The 17,433-nt window shown below is 64.8% G+C and carries 13 protein-coding genes; 4 read left to right on the top strand and 9 right to left on the bottom strand.

The features are described 5' to 3' along the window. Positions 1-69 precede the first annotated feature (69 nt). Positions 70-3,033, bottom strand: coding sequence for a bacterio-opsin activator domain-containing protein (locus CV102_RS10090; RefSeq protein ID WP_148857871.1), 2,964 nt, complete (start codon positions 3,031-3,033; stop codon positions 70-72). Positions 3,034-3,619: 586 nt separating this feature from the next. Between CV102_RS10090 and CV102_RS10085 the strand changes: the two genes are divergently transcribed. Together CV102_RS10085 and CV102_RS10080 are read left to right on the top strand one after the other, a co-directional pair. Then, complete coding sequence (locus CV102_RS10085) at positions 3,620-4,009, top strand: hypothetical protein (protein ID WP_148857870.1); 390 nt, start codon at positions 3,620-3,622, stop codon at positions 4,007-4,009. A gap of 622 nt (positions 4,010-4,631) precedes the next feature. Beyond that, positions 4,632-7,037, top strand: coding sequence for a S8 family serine peptidase (locus tag CV102_RS10080; protein WP_148857869.1), 2,406 nt, complete (start codon positions 4,632-4,634; stop codon positions 7,035-7,037). Between the two features lie 64 nt (positions 7,038-7,101). Here the strand turns inward: CV102_RS10080 and CV102_RS27380 are convergent, their stop codons facing one another. Then, a complete protein-coding gene (locus tag CV102_RS27380) occupies positions 7,102-7,212 on the bottom strand; it encodes a DUF7564 family protein (protein ID WP_449289628.1) in 111 nt (36 codons plus the stop codon). A gap of 520 nt (positions 7,213-7,732) precedes the next feature. Here CV102_RS27380 and CV102_RS10075 point away from each other — a divergent pair. Beyond that, positions 7,733-8,068 carry a hypothetical protein gene (locus tag CV102_RS10075; protein WP_148857868.1) on the top strand — a complete coding sequence of 112 codons (336 nt, stop codon included), beginning with the start codon at positions 7,733-7,735 and terminating at the stop codon, positions 8,066-8,068. 26 nt (positions 8,069-8,094) lie between these two features. Here the strand turns inward: CV102_RS10075 and CV102_RS25895 are convergent, their stop codons facing one another. The 7 genes from CV102_RS25895 to CV102_RS10045 form a co-directional block, all read right to left on the bottom strand. Beyond that, entirely contained in the window at positions 8,095-8,265 is a 171-nt protein-coding gene (locus CV102_RS25895; protein WP_187432920.1) for a DUF7331 family protein, read from the bottom strand. A 599-nt stretch (positions 8,266-8,864) separates the two neighbouring features. After that, positions 8,865-9,164, bottom strand: a complete 300-nt coding sequence (locus tag CV102_RS10070) for a HalOD1 output domain-containing protein (RefSeq protein WP_148857867.1) — start codon at positions 9,162-9,164, stop codon at positions 8,865-8,867. A 114-nt stretch (positions 9,165-9,278) separates the two neighbouring features. Next, positions 9,279-12,416: a PAS domain S-box protein gene (locus tag CV102_RS10065; protein WP_148857866.1), complete on the bottom strand. Its 3,138-nt coding sequence runs from the start codon at positions 12,414-12,416 to the stop codon at positions 9,279-9,281. 94 nt (positions 12,417-12,510) lie between these two features. Next, complete coding sequence (ggt, locus tag CV102_RS10060) at positions 12,511-14,178, bottom strand: gamma-glutamyltransferase (protein WP_148857865.1); 1,668 nt, start codon at positions 14,176-14,178, stop codon at positions 12,511-12,513. 55 nt (positions 14,179-14,233) lie between these two features. Then, positions 14,234-14,665, bottom strand: coding sequence for a universal stress protein (locus CV102_RS10055; protein ID WP_148857864.1), 432 nt, complete (start codon positions 14,663-14,665; stop codon positions 14,234-14,236). 71 nt (positions 14,666-14,736) lie between these two features. Then, entirely contained in the window at positions 14,737-15,795 is a 1,059-nt protein-coding gene (locus CV102_RS10050) for a DNA-methyltransferase (protein ID WP_148857863.1), read from the bottom strand. A gap of 120 nt (positions 15,796-15,915) precedes the next feature. Then, a complete protein-coding gene (locus CV102_RS10045) occupies positions 15,916-16,470 on the bottom strand; it encodes a hypothetical protein (protein WP_148857862.1) in 555 nt (184 codons plus the stop codon). Positions 16,471-16,718: 248 nt separating this feature from the next. On the opposite strand from CV102_RS10045, the gene CV102_RS10040 reads away from it, so the two are divergent. After that, positions 16,719-17,363, top strand: a complete 645-nt coding sequence (locus CV102_RS10040; RefSeq protein ID WP_148857861.1) for a hypothetical protein — start codon at positions 16,719-16,721, stop codon at positions 17,361-17,363. Positions 17,364-17,433: the final 70 nt, after the last annotated feature.

Below are 17,433 nucleotides of genomic sequence, written 5' to 3'. Positions count from 1 at the left end.
TCTCGGTAGGAGATGACGGAGGACGTCCACCATCGTCGACGGCTCGGTCGAAGGAGCAGCCAGTGCAAACTACTCATCGTCGAACAGTATCGTCAGGAGCTTTCGCTGGGCGGCGTGGAGGTGGTGGTTGAACGTCGGCTGGGCGATGTCCAGCATCGCCGCGACCTCCGCCCCGCTGCTCTCCCGCGGCGTCTCGTAGTAGCCGCTGGCGTACGCCGTTCGGAGGACCTCGTACTGCCGGTCCGTGAGCCGCCGTTCGACTTCGGCCAGAAACTCGAACCGCGTGTGAGGGACCCGGTCGCAGTGGTGACGGCGAACGAGCTCCGCGTCGGGGTAGGCCGCCGAAAACGCCGCGATGAATTTCCGAACGTCGGTGTCGGCCGGCAGCTCGACGATGAGCGTCCCGCCGTCGGGCTCGAACACCATCGACCGGAGCACGGCGCCGTACTCGAGCAGGCGCGAGACGACGCTATCCGAAGTAAAGAGGCACGTAAAGAGCCGTTTGTCGCCGCGTTCGGTGACGAACGTCGTGTCGGTCACCACCGAGGCGTGGCTCGCCAGTTCGAGCACCCGTTCGACCTCCAGGTGCTCGATCGTGAACAGCCCGCGGATCGAGCCGTCGGTCTGTGAAAAGACGTTCTCGAGTTCGAACCGGCCGTCGGCTTCGGCCGCCCACTGTACGAACGGGATGTCCGTGTCCCGGACCCAGAACTCGAGTTCGACGACACCGGCGGTACCGAGGTGCGTCCGCGTGACCTCGAGTCTGTGAAACGCGTGGCCGACCCGCTTCCCGATGGCCTCGACGATCCGTCGCTCGTCCGCGGTCAACGCGGCGGGGCGGTCGGCGTAGATCGTCAGTCCGCCGTACCGAACGTCCCCGTAGCTGATCGGTACGCTCAACGCCGATCGATAGCCGCGTCTGGTCGCCTCGCGCCGCCACTGTTCGGCCGCATCGCTCGCCAGTAGCCGTTGGATGAGCTGTGGTTCGCCGGTCTCGACCGCGGCGCCCATCGGTTCCTGGTCGTCCGTCGAAGCGGTCGTGTCGATCGACACGCTGTTGAGGTAGCTCCGCTCCGTACCGGCCCACGCGCGCGGCTCGATCGTCTCGCCGACCTCGTCGTACGCGCCGATCCAGGCGAAGACGACCGGGTCGCACTCGACGAGCCGGTTGCACACCGCCGTTTCGAGTTCCTCGCGCGACGACGCGGTGACGATCGCGTCGTCGATCTGCCGCGTTAGCTCGGCGACCGCAGCAAGTCTGGTGACCGCCTCCGTCCGTTCGTCGATCGTTTCGTCACGTTCCGCTAACTGCCGTTCGTGATCGAGGCGCAACAGCGCCGCTCGAGTGAGCGACGCGACGATCGCCAGACTCTCGAGGGCGGTATCGGCGCGGCCGGCACCGTCGATCGCGGCGACGAAGACGCCGTGTCGCCCGAGCGAGAAGACGGCGCCTCGAGCGAGCGACGGGTCGGAGACCGGCATCGCCGGCCGAGGCGAGAACTCGGCGACGAGCGTTCGTTCGTGATCGACGAACGCCTGCCAGGCCGGACCCTCGTCGAGCGTCCCAGCCGGCCGATCGACGCTCCGTTCGGTGATCTCCCGCGTTCGGCCGGACAGTCGAAGCACGTCCTCGTCTTCGTCGTACAGGTAGATCGCCGCGGCCGAGACGCCCTCGAACGAGTCGGCCGCGTCGACGACCTGATCGGAAACCTCCCGGGGCGACTCGTCGCGGTCGAGACGGGACGGTAGTTCGCGGAGCGTCGTCCACGTCGTATTCGCCCGTTCGCGCTCGACGACGACACCGAGTAACGCGACGACGCTCTCCGCGAACGCGATCTCCGGATCCGAGTAGCCGCGTCGCTCCGTCACGTAGACGCCGAGAACACCCCACGATCGATCGAACGGATCGATCGGAAGTTCGAGTCCGCTATCGATGGCGGATTCGACCAGCAAGGGCGACTGGGCGACCCAGTCGTGGGATCGACGATCGGCGAACCGGACGGGAGCGTCGGACTCGAGCGTCGCGGTCAGGTGGGACTGCGTCTCCGATCGCGCGACGGTCCGCTCGACGCCCTCGTCCCAGCCGGTGCCGGACCGGAGGACGAACGTGCCGTCCGGTCGCCGTTCGAAAATCGCACAGCGATCGGCATCGAGCGCGTCCGCGACGGACGTGACAGCCGATTCGAAGAACGCGTCGGATTCGATCTCGTCTCGGACCTCGAGCGAGAGGGACGCGAGCACCTGCCGTTGGCGAACGTATCGTTCGATCGGCACGCCGCCCCGACTGGTACCGGTCAGATCCAGGACGCTACACAGGTACGTCTCCGAGTCGATCGCCGCGATCGACCGCTGGACGGGGACCGTTCGTCCGTCGGATCGAACGCTGAGGGCATCGTCGACCGACGGTCCGTTTCGACGAACCGCTTCCAGCAGTCCCTCGGTCGTTCGCGTCTCCCGGTCGGCGGGGAACAGCCTCGTCCATGACTCGCCGATCAGTTCGTCCGGCTCGTACTCGTAGAGGTCGGCGAACAGTTCGCTGATGTCGCGCACGCGCAATCGCGCGTCGAGCAGACAGCTGCCGCCGGGAGTCGGGAGCGCCTCCCCGATATCGTCGGCCGCGATACCGACGTCCTGCTCGGCGACGACGGTGGCGATGCGCGACGCCAACCACCGATTCTGGGCGGTACCGTCCGTGCGCAAGATATCGGTCGCCCCCGCCGCTCGCGCCCGCTCGACGAAGGATTTGGGTGCCGTCCGGACCAGCAGGACGACGGGGAGATCGGGACGCCGCGTCCGGACCGCCTCGAGCAGTTCGACGCCGTTCGTTCCGGGCAGTCGCACGTCGCTCACGAGACAGTCGAAGGGCTCCGTTTCGACGTACTCGAGCGCCTTGCTCGCCCGTGTCGTCCTCGTGACGTCCATCGAATACTCCGTCTCGAGAGCGGTCGCTGTCGCGGCGGCTGCCTCGCGGTCCGGGTCGACGTAGAGGAGCTGAATGGGCTTGCTCGACTGCGGACTCGTGTACGTTGCCATTATGACGGTTCGACCCTCTGGTCACTGCACGCGGGACTCGACCACGTTGCGACGACCGCTACGTCGCTGGACAATCGGTGCCGAGCACTGTCGGAGAAACGCCGATCGCGCTTCTCGGCGAACGAGTAGGGACGGAGCACGGGCACCGGTCCACGAAGTGAAACCAGTCTCGATTTCGGGTCGTCCCGGGCAGATTCCTGTAGTACTGCGCGCTAGACAACGGTAACACCGCGACCGTCGAGAAACTACAACCTCTGCCCGTTGGCGATCGCGACCGACGTGGCTAGGTGCCCGCGACGCTCGGCCGACTTCGTTCGACGCTGGGAGCCGCGCGATTCGAGCACTGGACGGCGTATCGCGCGGTTCGCTCCGAGGAAAACCGTCGGATCCGGTGCTACCGTCGTGGACGGGCGAGCCGAGCGAGTACCGACGTACGTACTGCATACTACTGGTCGGTGGCCGTCCGATCGGTACGCTACTCACGCAGCTATCGCCGTTTTCTCGATGCCGGTCCTATCCTGACCAGAATCAGGCGATGACGACAAACCGTGATGACACTACGAACCTGGCACCGAAATCGAGTGAGTTGCAACAGACGATCGCGAAGACGATTCGGGACGTTGCTGAGGGGCACTCCTTCAGTCCGGAGTTCCTCGACGGTACGCGCGCTCCGGTCGAACGAGCCGAACGGAGCTCGCGGCTCGACGACGAAGCGAGAACGACTCACACAGGAACGTGTTTCGCACTGGGAACGTCCGAGGGGCTCGTCGTGATCTGTCCCGAGAACGTGCTCCCCAGCGCAGTTCGGGGCACTCCCTCGATCCTCTCGAAATCGGAGTTCGCCACCTCGGTACAGCGTCTGGTTCACAGCGCGTGTCGGAACGACGTCGACGTTCGCGGGAGTTGGCCGTTCCGAACGGAGGCTGACCTTCCCGATTTCGAACTCGAGATCCTCGAGGTCGAGAAGCCGGTGTAATATCCGGCCCGCAGTAACCAGCGAGTACAACTCCTCACAGCTCGCGAACTCCTTGCAGAAGATGGTGCGGCCGCAACTGCCGTGCACCGCCACGAATCGGACGAGACGAGTCGTCGGGCTCGGTCTCCGGCCCCATCAATAGGAATAGCACACGGCCACCCGGGTGGGCTATCTATTCAGATATCACTGTTTTGGCAATCGCTCTAGTTGCACCGAATAGCGACGAATCGGGTAGATTAGCGACGAAACGACGACTGATCTCCGGAACGGTGATCTGCATTCGCCGGATTGGCTCGGCGAATCCGCTCACCGACGTTCGGTGATCGATAACGACGCGGTATCCACGATGAGCGAACCGAGACACACGGTCGGTTGCACGTCGTCCGGGGCGTGGCCGTCCGAACCAAAAGCGCGTGTACGCCCTCTCCCGAGTTTCGATTCGGCAGTCCGGTCCGTCGTCGATCCGGGAGCCTCGACACGCACGAGCTGGTCTGTCCCTCCCGTACTGCGACGACTCCGGGACGAATTCGGGAACGCCCTCGTCAACCCTCCGTTGCTCTGGTTCCACCTTCACTGAATAATGATCCCCATGAACGCTTCGCGGCGAGAGATACTCAAAACGATGACGGCCAGCACCGTGGCCGGCACCGGCATCGGAACGGTCAGCGGCGCGGACGACGACTGCCACCGATACGTCGTCGGCGCGGCGCCGAACGCATCGACCAGATCGATTTCTTCCGACGCGAAAACGGTCCACCGAACGCTCGAGTTCGGCTCGATCGGCACTGCGACGGTCTGTTCGTGTACCGACGACGTGGCGAAACGCTACGCGGCGCGAAGCGACGTCCGGTACGTCGAACGCGACCACGTCAGGCGAGCGATCGAAACCGTCTCCGCCGCGAGCGAGCGAACGGCCACCCAGGTCGAACCGGATCCCAGCGAGGAGCAAGTCGTCCCCTGGGGTATCGAACGGCTCGGCGTCGAATCGCTGCCGGACAAGACCGACTCCAGTCGCCAGGCCAGCATCGCCGTGCTCGACACCGGTATCGACCCGGAACACGAGAGTCTCGAGGTCGACGACGGAATCTCCTTCGTCGACTGCTCGGAAGACGGCTGCGACAGCGACTGGGAGGACGACGGCCTTCACGGGACCCACATCGCCGGAACGGCGGCGGCCGTCGACAACGACGTCGGCGTCGTCGGGGTCACGCCGAACGCCGAACTGTGTGCCGTCAAAGTGCTCGACGGAGACGGGAGCGGACACGACTCCGAGATTGCCGCCGCCATCGAGTGGTGCGCGGACGAGGGCATCGACGTCCTCACGCTGAGTCTGGGCGGGCCCGAGCCCGGCCCCATTCTCGAGGACGCCATGGAGTACGCCTACGAGAACGGGGTGCTCGTCTTCGCGGCCGCGGGGAACGCCGGGCCGGACGAGGGTACCGTCGACTACCCCGCCGCCTACGACTCGTGTATCGCCGTCGGGGCGACCGATTCCCGGGACAACGTCGCGGACTTTTCCGCTCGCGGAGATGGCATCGAACTCGTCGCACCCGGCGTCGACATCGTCTCGACGACGCCGGGGGACGACTACGAGGTGATGGACGGAACGTCGATGGCCGTTCCCCACGTCGCCGGTCTCGCCGCGCGGCTGATCGGCTCCGGGATCGCACACGCCGACGACACCAACGACGCCGACGACCCCGGCGGCGTTCGCGGAATCCTCCGGGAGACCGCCGAGGATCTGGGCGCCGACGAGATGGAACAGGGGTACGGGCTGGTAGACGCCGCCAGCGCAGCCGAGGAGATCGGCACCGTCGCTACCGATGCGGCGACGAAGGTGCGAGCGACCACGGCGACGCTCACCGGGACGCTCCGGTCGCTCGAGGACGCCGACGCGGCCGACGTCTTCTTCCACTGGCGTCCGGCCGAGAGCGACGAGTGGACGGAAACCGATCCGGAATCGGTCCCCGAGGACGAGGCGTTCAGCGCAGAGCTTACCGATCTCGAGCCGGAGACGGCGTACGAGTTCCGGGCGGCCGTCGACTCACCCGACGCGAACGAGATCGGCGAAACCGCGACGTTCGAAACCGGACTCGACTCGCTGGTCGTCGAGACCGGAGACGCGAGCGCTATCGATCACGAGTCGGTGCAGTGCGTCGGGACACTCGAGGGCATGGGCGACGCCGACGCCGTCGAAGTGGCGTTCCAGTGGCGGGACGCGGACGACTCCTCCTGGACGGACGCCGACGGCGAAGAGCGCGAGGAAATCGGCGAGTTCGACGACGAGCTGTCCGGCCTCGACTACGAGACCGAGTACGAGGTTCGGGCCGTCGCCACGGCCGGCGACGAGACGGCCACCGGCGACGCCGTGTCGGTCGAAACCGATCCCGAGCCGGGACTGCCGGAGATCGAACAGTTCGAGATCGACGACAGCAGCTCCCAGAACTTCGTCGGTGCGTCCGTCCAGTGGACGGTGACCGATCAGGACGGCGACCTCGTCGAGATCACCTCCGAACTTCGGTACGCCGACGGCGACGAGGTCCTCCACAGCGTTACCTCCGAACTCGAGGGCGGGGAGGAAAGCGGGACGCACACGCTCAAAAACACCGATCGGCTCGAGGGCGCCGGCGAGGAGTACGAGATCGCGACGGCGGTCGCGGACGGGGAAGGTAACGTCACCGACGTCTCCGAGCAGGTAACCCTCGACGAAAAGTCACCGTCGCCGTCGATCGATCGGTTCGAGGTTACGCCGACCGACTTCCTCGGCGACCCGAGCGCGGAGGTCGAGTGGGCCGTCTCCGACGAAGGCGGCGAACTCTGGGAGCTCGAACTCGAGCTGTGTCTCGCCGGCGACGACGAGGTCCTGGACGACGCGAGTACCATGGCCAGAGGCGACGAGAAATCGGGGAGCCACCGGCTCACCGACGGCGACACTGACGGTGAAACGGAGTACGAGGTCACGATCACGGTCGCCGACTACTTCGAGCAGGTGACGACCGAGACGACGACGATCACGCTCGGTGAGTGACGTCGATCACACTCGGCGAGTGACGTCGACCGTCCGTTCGGCGTTCGTTCATCGGTTTCGCCCGTTACTCGTTCAGTCTCGGGCGGCAGTCGATGCAGTAATAGCCGTGGTACGCACTCATTCTATCGAAACGGTCGCCACAGTTGATACACAGCCAGTTCGTCTTGTTGAACATTCAGTTCACCTCGTCCACGCTGCCTGGTGTCGATGGGGGCCAGGTAAGAGTGGTCGCTACGGGAGCGTCAGTTGTCAGTGGTCCTATAGAGTCGGTGAACGATCGCGTCGATTCGGGGTGAAAGGGGAACGACAGGTCCTCGGTAGCGATCAGCGTTTGCCACCGATACCAGTGGTCACGGACGAGTGCACCTCTCCGGCAGCCAGTCGCACGGACTCGACAGGCGACAGCCGGTGAGCGAACGGCGGGGCGATTCCTAGAGATCGGTATCGGCGCTCTCCCCGACTGACGCACGTCGGTTCCGTCGGAAACACGGCGTAGGTATCTAACTGAAGCAGGCAGCACTCGTAGTACTCGTGTATGAGAAGAACCGACGTGTACACTGACGTCGTGACGCCGCGAACGGCTGTTGCTGGTCGACGCGAGAGCACCGAGAGCCGAGATCGAGCGGTCGGTCGACCGAGAATCTCGCGACGAACTCGAGATCTTCGGGAACACCCGTTCGAGGGAGGTGGTGCCGATGAGCGCCGGTGAGGAGACCGAGCACGCCGTTCAGACGACCGAGAGTGCGGCCGAAACGCTCGCCCCGCTAATCCAACCGGCCCCCGCCGAGAGCGATTCTATCGAAACGTCGCGTTCCCACGGCTGGACCAGTCAGATGGACGACCCGCCGACGGGGTCACGGAACCTCGGCGGCAGCTGTCCTCGCTGTAACGTACAGATCGAGAGTCGCCTGAAAACGCGCTACGACGACGAGCTGACCGCTCGGCTCGTTCTCGTCGGGTACTGTCACAACTGTGCCTACTACGCCGAGGGCGCGATGGGCACGGTTTCGATGAACGAGCAGCATTTGTAAACACGGTAGCGGACGCAGTCGGAGTATCAGTCCGCATCGGCGATCGAAACCGAGTACGTCGAACTGATCCACGCATCGGCGATTCGTTCGTCGTAAATGACGGTCCGTCCGTCCGTCGTGTGGTACGTCCCGATATCCGGAGAGGGTCCGGGGAGTTCCGGCTCGGTATCGATCGAGGAGGAATCATGCGTTTTCATAGGATATCATTCGTCAGGTCTTGGGGCGGAATTGAGTCGGGAGCGGTTCGGTGCCGTGGTCGGTCGATTTCCGGCTCCTGACCGAAGTGGGACAGGTCCGACCGACCGACGAGATGGCGCGTCCTCGAGGCTAACTCCGTACGTTGTTCGACGCGGGCCAGTACGAAGAACCTGGAGCCAAGGCACCGATTCGAGAGCGACCGAAGTACGTCAGCGAGCCGCAGCCAGTGTGAGCACTCGACGGCTTCCGGTACTGACGGAGCTCAACGCATATCACATCAAAAATGGAATCGGAACGAAAGAGCGGGAATCCGATGTGTCCCACCGACCGCGAACGCGGACCCGACGGTTACTCGTCGCGGCTGCCGCGGTGCCAAACGTTCGTCACTGACTCGCCCGCTGGTGGCGTATGGCTCACGTCTTTCATCGTTTGTACGGTATCCTTTGTCATGGTAACGTGGTACCTACCACGAATACATATCCGTTTCGGTGGGTGGATAATTACAATATAATGTGTTTATATCACACTCAGGGTCGTGTGAGGTCGACGATGCGACAGGTCGGTGCGGCAGAGAAAACCGGTCGTCTCGTTTCGCTTCTCAGGCAGATTCGATGTGGATCTTGCCGTCAGCTCTGACGGAGACGGTGCAATCGTTGTAGTTGAACGTTACCGAGCCGCCGGTTCGAAGCCCGTTCGATCGTGGTTCGAACAACCGCTCGAGCGCGTCAGCGTTGATCGCGTAGTGAAGCGGTTCGAGCTCTGTAACGTCTACACCCCGGTGAGTGGCGACGGCATCAGCGATCGTCACGCTGAGTGGCTCGTCGCCGAGTCGATCGTACTGTACTGTATAGCAGTCCTCTAACGAGGAGGAACGTCGTCGCGGCGTCATCTCTGTCATTGGTAGTACATACCCCCAGTTCGATCGGTGGGAAGACAGTATCTCGTTCTCGGGTTTCCGTAAAGAAGCTGATCGTTAACTGTGTAACGACCTCGCTGAGGGGAAGTTAACTGATTAACCATCAGTTGTTATCCTCTCGAGTAGGGCCCTGAAGATCTTTTGTTCGACGGCCCGGATATGCTTATGAAACGCCGGCGGCGAGATATTCAGTGAGGCAGCAATCTCTTCGCCCGTCGTCTGCCGCGGCCACTCGAAGAACCCGCCGTGGTAGGCCGTCCGAAGGACCTCCTGCTGTCTCGTCGTGAGACGGTCGAGCATCGCGTTTCGAGCGGGAGCGTCGAGCGCCGAAACGCCGCTCGAAGCCTGTTCGCGCCGTGCGACCATCGATGCCGAGAGCCCACGGCGGTTGATATCCGAGAGAACTTCGCGAATCTCGACGCCGTTCGGAACGTCGACGATCGCCCGGTTCTGGCCCGCTTCGCTGACGAACTCCCGTAACGTGCCGCCGTGGTCGTTGACGATCTTCCCCAGGAACGGGCCGGTAAGCCGGAACTGTAACAGCGTCTGGGTCTCCGTTTCGGCGATCACCACGATGTCGTCGATGCCCTCGAGACTCGCGTCGATTCCGGAGTCGGCGACCGGCGGTTCGACGGCGACGAACACGAGCGCCGATCCGTCGGCCTGCAACGTCGCACCCTCGAACGAGACGCGGGCCTCGAGGCTATCGGCGAATCGACACAGCGCCGAGTCGGTCGTGAGTTCGAGTTCGATCTCCGTGACGCCCGCGTCGAGGAGCGCGTTCTTTCGCTTGACCGCGTCGATCGTGTACGCGATGGTTTCACCGAGGTCCGCGAGCATCGACCGGAACGTCTCACAGAAGGCGTTCCTGTCGTCGCCGTAGATCGAGAGCACACCGTAGAGGTAGTCGTCGTAGACGAGCGGAACGGTGTACACCGACTGGAAGCTTCTGGAGAGCGCGTCGGTCCGCCACGTCCCGTCGTGAACGCTGGTAGCGACGTTCTCGACGTGGATCGGTCGCCGGGAGCGAACCGCTCGACCGGTCGGCTCTGCGGCGGAGTCGTCGACGGTGGTCATGGCGACCGCGTCGAGATAACCGCGCTCGAGACCGGCGTGTACTCGCGGTCGAATCTGGCTCCCGCTCGGGTCGGGTTCGCCGATCCAGGCGAACGAACACGCGTCCATGTCGGCGAGTCGATTACAGATACCCTGTTCGATCGCCTCCCGCGAATCGGACAGCAACAGGTGTTCCTCGATCTTCTGTCTGACCTCGTTCGCGCGGTTCAACCGCTCGAGGTGGCGGTTCTGTCGTTTCAGTTCCCGCTCGCTATCGTGGAGCCGCTGGGTCTGTCCGATTCGATCTAGTGCCGCTTCCGCCGTCGCAGCGAACAGCTTCGCCAGTTCGAGGGTGTCCTCGTCGTACTGTCGCTCGGCCGTCGAGGTCGCCACCAGTACGCCGTGTTCGCCGAGCGGGACGCAGAGTCCGCTTCGGACAGTCGCCCCCTCGATCTGGCACAGTTCGAACTCGCTGACGTCGTCGAAGGTGGACGGTGACCTGGTGACGAACGACTCCCACGCCACGTTGCTATCCGGTCCGAGTCGCGGGGGAGGACCGATCTCCGACTCGAGAACTGACGAGTACGCCGACGGAATCAGTTCGTTGTGTCGCTCGTCGAAGCCGTAGACGATGCCGTCGAGGTCGAGGACGTCGTCCGCCACGTCGACGATGTACTCGGCAGCGTCCCGCTTCGAGTCGACGGTAAGCAGGTGAGTGGTCGCCTCGTGGAGGGTGTTTAGCGCGTCCTGATACTGGACGCGCTCCGTGACGTCGACGGCGACGCCGATAACGCGGTCGACCTCGCCCTCGTCCATGATCGGCTGGTACCACGATTCGAAGACCCTGTCGAGCACTTGCCGCTGACTGTGGACGGCGGTCCCGTCGAGGGACGTCCTCGCGTCGGCGCAGATTTCGGGGTACTCCTCGAAGACCGTGAAGAACGATTCGCCGGTGGACTCGCTCGACTCGAAGCCGATGTTCTCGAGTCCTCGACCTTCCGAGAGCGTGATCGTCCCCTCGTCGTCGATAACGTAGTGGATGACGGGTGCGTTTTCGACCAGCACCTGCAGTTGTTCCGTTTGCTCGGCTAGTTCCTGCTTCTGTTCGATCCGCTCGGTGATATCGCGGAAGTACACCGATAGACCGGTCTCCGAGGGGTACGCGTGGATCTCCATCCAGATGTCGAGCGATTTCGAGTACCGCTCCCAGGAGACGGATTCCTGTCGTTCTATCGCCTGCTCGAACCGATCGAACAGCTCCGATCGGAAGCCGTGCGGGAACATCTCCCTGACGTCTTCCCCGAGCAGTTCCTCCCGCGAGTAGCCCAGCAGCGTTTCGGCTCGGCTGTTGACGTACGTGAACCGCCACTCGGTGTCGAGCGCGTAGAACGCGTCGGTCACCCGGTCGAGGGACTCCCTCAGTTCGTTCTCGACCCGGTGGTACCGGGTGACGTCGTGAATCGATCCGACGACGCCGCCGACGATCGGATCGTCCAGACAGTTGGTGAGAACGACTTCGTGAACTCGCCAGGATTCGTCATCGCTGCGACAGCGGTACGTGACGGTTCTGGACGCACCCGGCGGATCGGTACAGACGTTGTCGAACGATCTGACGACGGCGTCTCTGTCCTCGGGGTGAACGGCGTCGAAAGCGTGCTCGACGTCAAACTCGTTCGTCTCGAGCCCTGTGATTCGCTCGGCCGCGGGACTGACGTCGGTTACTCGCCCCGACGTATCGAAGACGACCAGCAGATCCGACGAGTGCCCGATCATCGACTGGTACCACGCTTCGTGTTGTTCGATCGCCGGTCGCGTCGACGAACTGCGAATCGCCTGTCGAATGCGGTGCTCGAGGAGCGCCGGCCGCTCGCTCGCGGTCTTCTCGACGACGTCGGCCGCCCCGTCGGCGATCAGCACGTCGACGTCGGTGTCCATCGCGTCGTCGACGGCGCAGACGACCGGACAGTACGCGCCGACCGACGCACAGACCTCTCGGTCGTCGGTAAGAACGCAATCCATCGACTCGGGTCGGTCCTCGAGTTCGTCGGCGGACTCCTCGACCGTGACGGTCCCGTCGCGGTCCTCGAGCACCGTCGTTACGGTCCGGGTCCAGGACGGCGACCCGACGACGAGGACGCGAACCGGCGTCGTTCCGGGGACCTCGAGTCCGGAGTTCATACGTTCGCTGCGTACGGTGTGCGTAAAAAGTTCGCGACGGTTCAGGCGGTGAGCGAGGACAGTGACACCGGAGACCGTTCCGAGCGAGAACGGCTTAGAAACCGCTAGCCGTCCCGTCCTTTCGCGGCTCGGTCGCGCCGGACAGCGTCTCACCCCGCCGGCGAACGGCCTGTGCGCCGCCGAACATCACCGGCGGGAGGACGCTCACGTCGTGGCCCTTCCGAGCGAGCTTCGCCGCGTTCGGCAGCCGCTCCTCGATCCCGAGGCTGCCGTCCTCGCGGTAGCGCCAGCGCGGCGCGTCGAGGGCGGCCTGCAGGTCCATCCCGTAGTCGACGAGGTTCGAGAGCACCTGGACGTGGCCCTGGGGCTGCATGTAGCCGCCCATGACGCCGAACGCCAGCCAGTCGTCCTCGTCGAGTTTCGCGATGGCGGGAACGAGCGTGTGGAACGGTCGCTTTTCGGGCTCGAGGCTGTTCGGATGGTCGGGGTCGAGCGAGAACGACGCGCCGCGGTTCTGGAGCGCGATGCCGGTGTCACCCGCGACGAGGCCGCTGCCGAAGCCGGCGAACCGGGAGTTGATGTAGGAGACGAGGTTCCCCTCCTCGTCGCCCACCGTCAGGAGGACGGTGTCGGCGTCCTCGGCCGCCTTCGTCGGCACGCCGACCTCGGGATCCTGAATCGGCGAGTCGCCGATCGCTTCGGCGCGCTCGCGGGCGTACTCCTTCGAGCCCAGCGGCGGGATCTGCTCGAACTCGGGGTCGGTGACGTAGTGGTGGCCGTCGACGAACGCGAGCTTCATCGCCTCGGCGAAGGCGTGGACCCGTTCCGGCGAGTCGTAGTCGTGCTCGCCCGCGCCGATCTCCTCGGCGATGTTCAGCGCCTCGAGGGCGAGCAGCCCCTGGTTGTTCGGCGGCAGTTCGTACACCTCGGCGCCGTTGTAGGTCGTGCTTACGGGGTCGACGAACTCGGGTTCGAAGTCGGCGAGGTCCTCGTGAGTCAGAAAGCCGCCCGCGGACTGGATCTCCTCGACGATCTCGTCCGCGATCTCGCCCTCGTAGAATGCGTCTGCGCCCTCGTCGGCGATCTTCTGCATCGATTCGCCGAGTCGCGGCAGCGTCACGGTCTCACCGACGTCGGGGCTCTCGCCGTCGAAGAGGTACGCCTCGCGGGCGTGATCGTCGGTGAACAGCTCCTCGGCACCCTGCCAGTAGTAGGCGATCACCGGCGAGACGGGGTAGCCCTCGGTGGCGTAGTGGATCGCCGGCTCGAGCGCGTCCGCGAGCGACAGTTCCCCGAGTTCCTCGACGGTGGCCTCCCAGCCGCGGGCCGTCCCGGGGACGGTCACCGCGTGCGGGCCGAGGAAGGGCATCTCGAGGTCGGCGCCGCTGGTGTCGCCGTCGACGGCGTAGCCGCGAGATTCGGGGTAGTAGTCCGAAATGTCGTCGGCCTCCTCGAGCGCGCCTTTCACGTTCTCGATCGTCGCGTCGGCTGGCGCGCCGCCACAGGAACGCATCGCGCCGACTTCGTCGTCGGCGGTGCGGTAGAGCGCGAAGACGTCGCCGCCGAGCCCGGTCGAGGTCGGTTCGACGACGTTGAGCGCGGCCGCGGTGGCGACCGCCGCGTCGAAGGCGTTCCCGCCGTCTTCGAGGATCGATACGCCCGCCTGGGCGGCGAGCGGCTGGCTCGTCGCGACCATGCCGCGGTTGGCGTAGGCTGTCGAGCGTCTCGAGTCGAACCGGTCCAGATCGACGGACATGTTCATCGATCGTGTACGAGTCGTCCGCGATAAAAACGCTGGTGGCTTCGGTTTCGGCTCGCTACACGATCGTCACGGGGATCGACGTGCGTTTTGCGACCGCCTGAGAGACGCTCCCGAGGGAGACGCGACTCGTAACCGACTCGTCGTGGGTACCGACGACGAGGCGATCGACGTCGTGGTCGGCCGCGTAGTCGACGATCGTCTGGGTCGGTGGTCCGTCCTCGAGTGCCGTTCGAACCGGTCGTCCGCGATCCGCCGCGAGATCCGTCGCATCCCCGAGCAGTTCCATGCCGTGCTCGCGGTTGGCCAGTTCGAACTCCTCGTACTGTTCGGCCGAGCCGCCCGTGGCGTCGGCGTAGATGTTGGGGTGTGTCGAGTCGAAGACGTGGAGGACGGTAATCCTCGCCTCCGGGTACTCCTCGAGCGCGTACTCGAACGCCGCCCGTGAGGCTTCGGAGTCGTCGATTGCGACGAGAACGTGCCGGCTCATACCCCCCGTTCACCTCGTAACTGTAAGACGACCCGGCTTCCACGTGAAAGCACTCCGCGAGTATCGCCCGGCTACTCGAGCGAGAGCGGGTCGTGCTCTGCCCGGTGGCCGTCCCCGTCTTCCAGTTCCTCGACACCCGTCACCTCTCGGAACCGGATCTCGCGTTCCATCTTCGTCACGACAGGGGTCTCGTAGTGGACGGCATCGTAGGAGGGCTCCTTTCCTCCCTCCCGACGGTCGGCGACGAACTCGCGATGGCGCTCGAGGCGCCTGCGGCCGATCGATCGCGAGAGGGCCGGGGCGTCGGCGACGCGATCCGCGAAGACCTCCCGGAACGCCGGCTCGAGTTCGTAGCCGATCGAGTTCCGGCCGGCACAGATCGCGGCCAGCGAGGTCGTTCCGGTCCCCCAGAAGGGGTCGAGAACGGTGTCGCCGTAGGCCGAGTACATACAGCACAGCCGGTAGGGGATCTCGAGCGGGTAGGCGGCCGACCGCTCCCGCAGATCCTCGTGGCCGCCGTCGAGCGCCTGTAACTCCCCGCGAACCTCCGTCCAGACGTCGGAGAACCAGCGGTTGCGCTCCTCCCAGAAGTAGGCGGCCTCGTACCGCCGGTCGGCACCCGGCTCGAACGACCGGCTGTCGCCTCCCTTCCGGAAGATCAGGACGTACTCGTGCTCGAGCGTGACGTAGGCGTTCGGCGGAATCATCCCACTACCCATGAACTTGGCCGCACTGTTGGCCGGTTTACGCCAGAGAATATCGGGGAGCGGATCGAACCCGCGGGACTCGAAGGCGTCGAGCACGCGAGCGTGATTGGGGTAGACGCGAAAGCTGTCGTCGACCGATCGGGTCGCGTCACCGACGTTGATGCAGGCGATCCCGCCGTCGACGAGGACGCGCTCGAGTTCGTCCCAGACGCGGTCGAGCTGGGCGTGCATCGCTTCGAAGGCCGTGCGACCGTCGCCGGACTCGAGCGCGTCCTCGATAGCGGGATCGAGCTCGACGAAGAGCTCGTCCCACATCTCGATCATCGGGTACGGCGGGGACGTGACGACGAGTTCGACGGATTCGTCGGCTACCTGCGAGAGTTCGCGGGCGTCGCCGACGACGACGCGGTGGGTCGTCTCCATTGGGTGCACAGTGTCGGCGTCGCCCCCTTAGCTCCTTCGTCAACGGACTCGGCATCACAAAAAAACGGAACGAGAACCGCCGCGGGCGCAGACCTCCCGGCGGAGAAAACAGCCGGTACTCTACTCCTCTGTCTCGTCGCCCGTCTCGGCTTCGACTTCCTCGCCCTCCTCGTCGTCCTCCGTCTCGTCCTCGTCGAGATCGGTCGCCGGCTCGAACTCCTCGATCGGCTCCCACTCTTCGTCCTCGCCGCTCGCGAACCGACGGCGGAGGACCGCGATACCCGCGAGGATCCCAAGAACGAGCAGAAGCCGCGAGAGACGGCCCGAGGAAGACTCGGGCTCCTCGGCCTCGGCTTCCGCTTCCGCTTCGCCGTCCGCCTCCTCGGCTTCCTCCGAGTCCTCCGTGATGTCTTCGATGATTTCGGGCTCCTGGATGTCCTCGAGCGACGTCTCCTCGAGTTCGGGGGACTCCCGTCCCGCGAGGTAGCCGACGGCAGCGCCCAGACCGAACAGCGCCCCCGCCAGCGGAAGACTGCTCGATCCGCCGGTGGTGTCACCCTCGGACGCCTCGACGGCCTCGAGGATCGAGTCCCGCATCGGCGAATCCATTCCTTGCTCGACCAGTTCCGTGACGACGATCTCCGATAGCGTTTTCTCCTCTTCTGTGTCGGCCATAGTCCGGTCGTCCACATCCCCATACATAGGTTTATCCAATGTTTTCTCCCAGTCCGTTCGGAAATCGAGAATTAAACGGATTGCAACCAGTATCCGAGCGGAATAAGCGGCGGCTACCGATCGCGGAACGCCGGCGGAACGCACCGCAGTTGGTCGCGAGACCGTGATCCGCGATCGGAACCGACACAGCCTCGAGTCGAGTGAGAAGGAATCACATAACGAAACGGGTAGCCCACGAACGACCCTGTATGAGCGTCATCCGGCAACCGGGCGTCCTCGGTCGGACGACACGACAGCGCCTCGTCGGGGTGACCGCGGCGTTCTCGGCTGCCACGGTCGAAACGGCCACCGTCGGGCTCTGGTTCTGGCTCGTCGTCGGGTCGCGGAGCACGTCGACGGCGCTCGTCGCGCTCGGAGTGCTGTTCTGCGGGTCGCTCCTGCGGACGAGCGTCTTCGGCGCGACGGTCGGCGGACTCGAGACGGTCCTCGAACCGCGTCGGCTCGGTGCCGCGCTCGCGCTCACGACCGGCTGGCTCGTCTGGCTGTTCCTCGCCGAGCAGATCGGCGGCGAGGTCGGCGTTCTCGCCGCGACCGTCGCGCTGGGCGCGGCTCTCGCCGTCCAGTTCTCGCTCGAACAGCGCGTCTTCCGGCCCTGGTCGACCGACCGCGAGATGCTGGCGTCGATCGTTCCGAGCGTGTTGCTGGCCGCCGGTGCAGCGGTGTTGCTCCTGTCCGTGTGGTTCGTCGACTGGGCGATCGTCACGCCCCCCCTGTCACTCGGCTTCACGACACTGGTGATCCGAATCGAAACGATTCAATTGGGCGTTCTCGTCTTCGGGCTCTTCGCAGTCGTCGCCCACCAGCGACGGTTCCAGCGCGTTCTCGGCGGTTGATACGGTCTGTTGTAACGATTTACCGGGGCAACCGCAGACGTATCGCGGTTGCCCCGGCGATGACTTACAA

Source organism: Natronococcus pandeyae (assembly GCF_008122205.1).
Classification (GTDB): Archaea; Halobacteriota; Halobacteria; order Halobacteriales; family Natrialbaceae; genus Natronococcus; species Natronococcus pandeyae.
The sequence above is the reverse complement of the archived record's forward strand: the minus strand, read 5'-3'. Positions and strand labels throughout refer to the sequence as shown.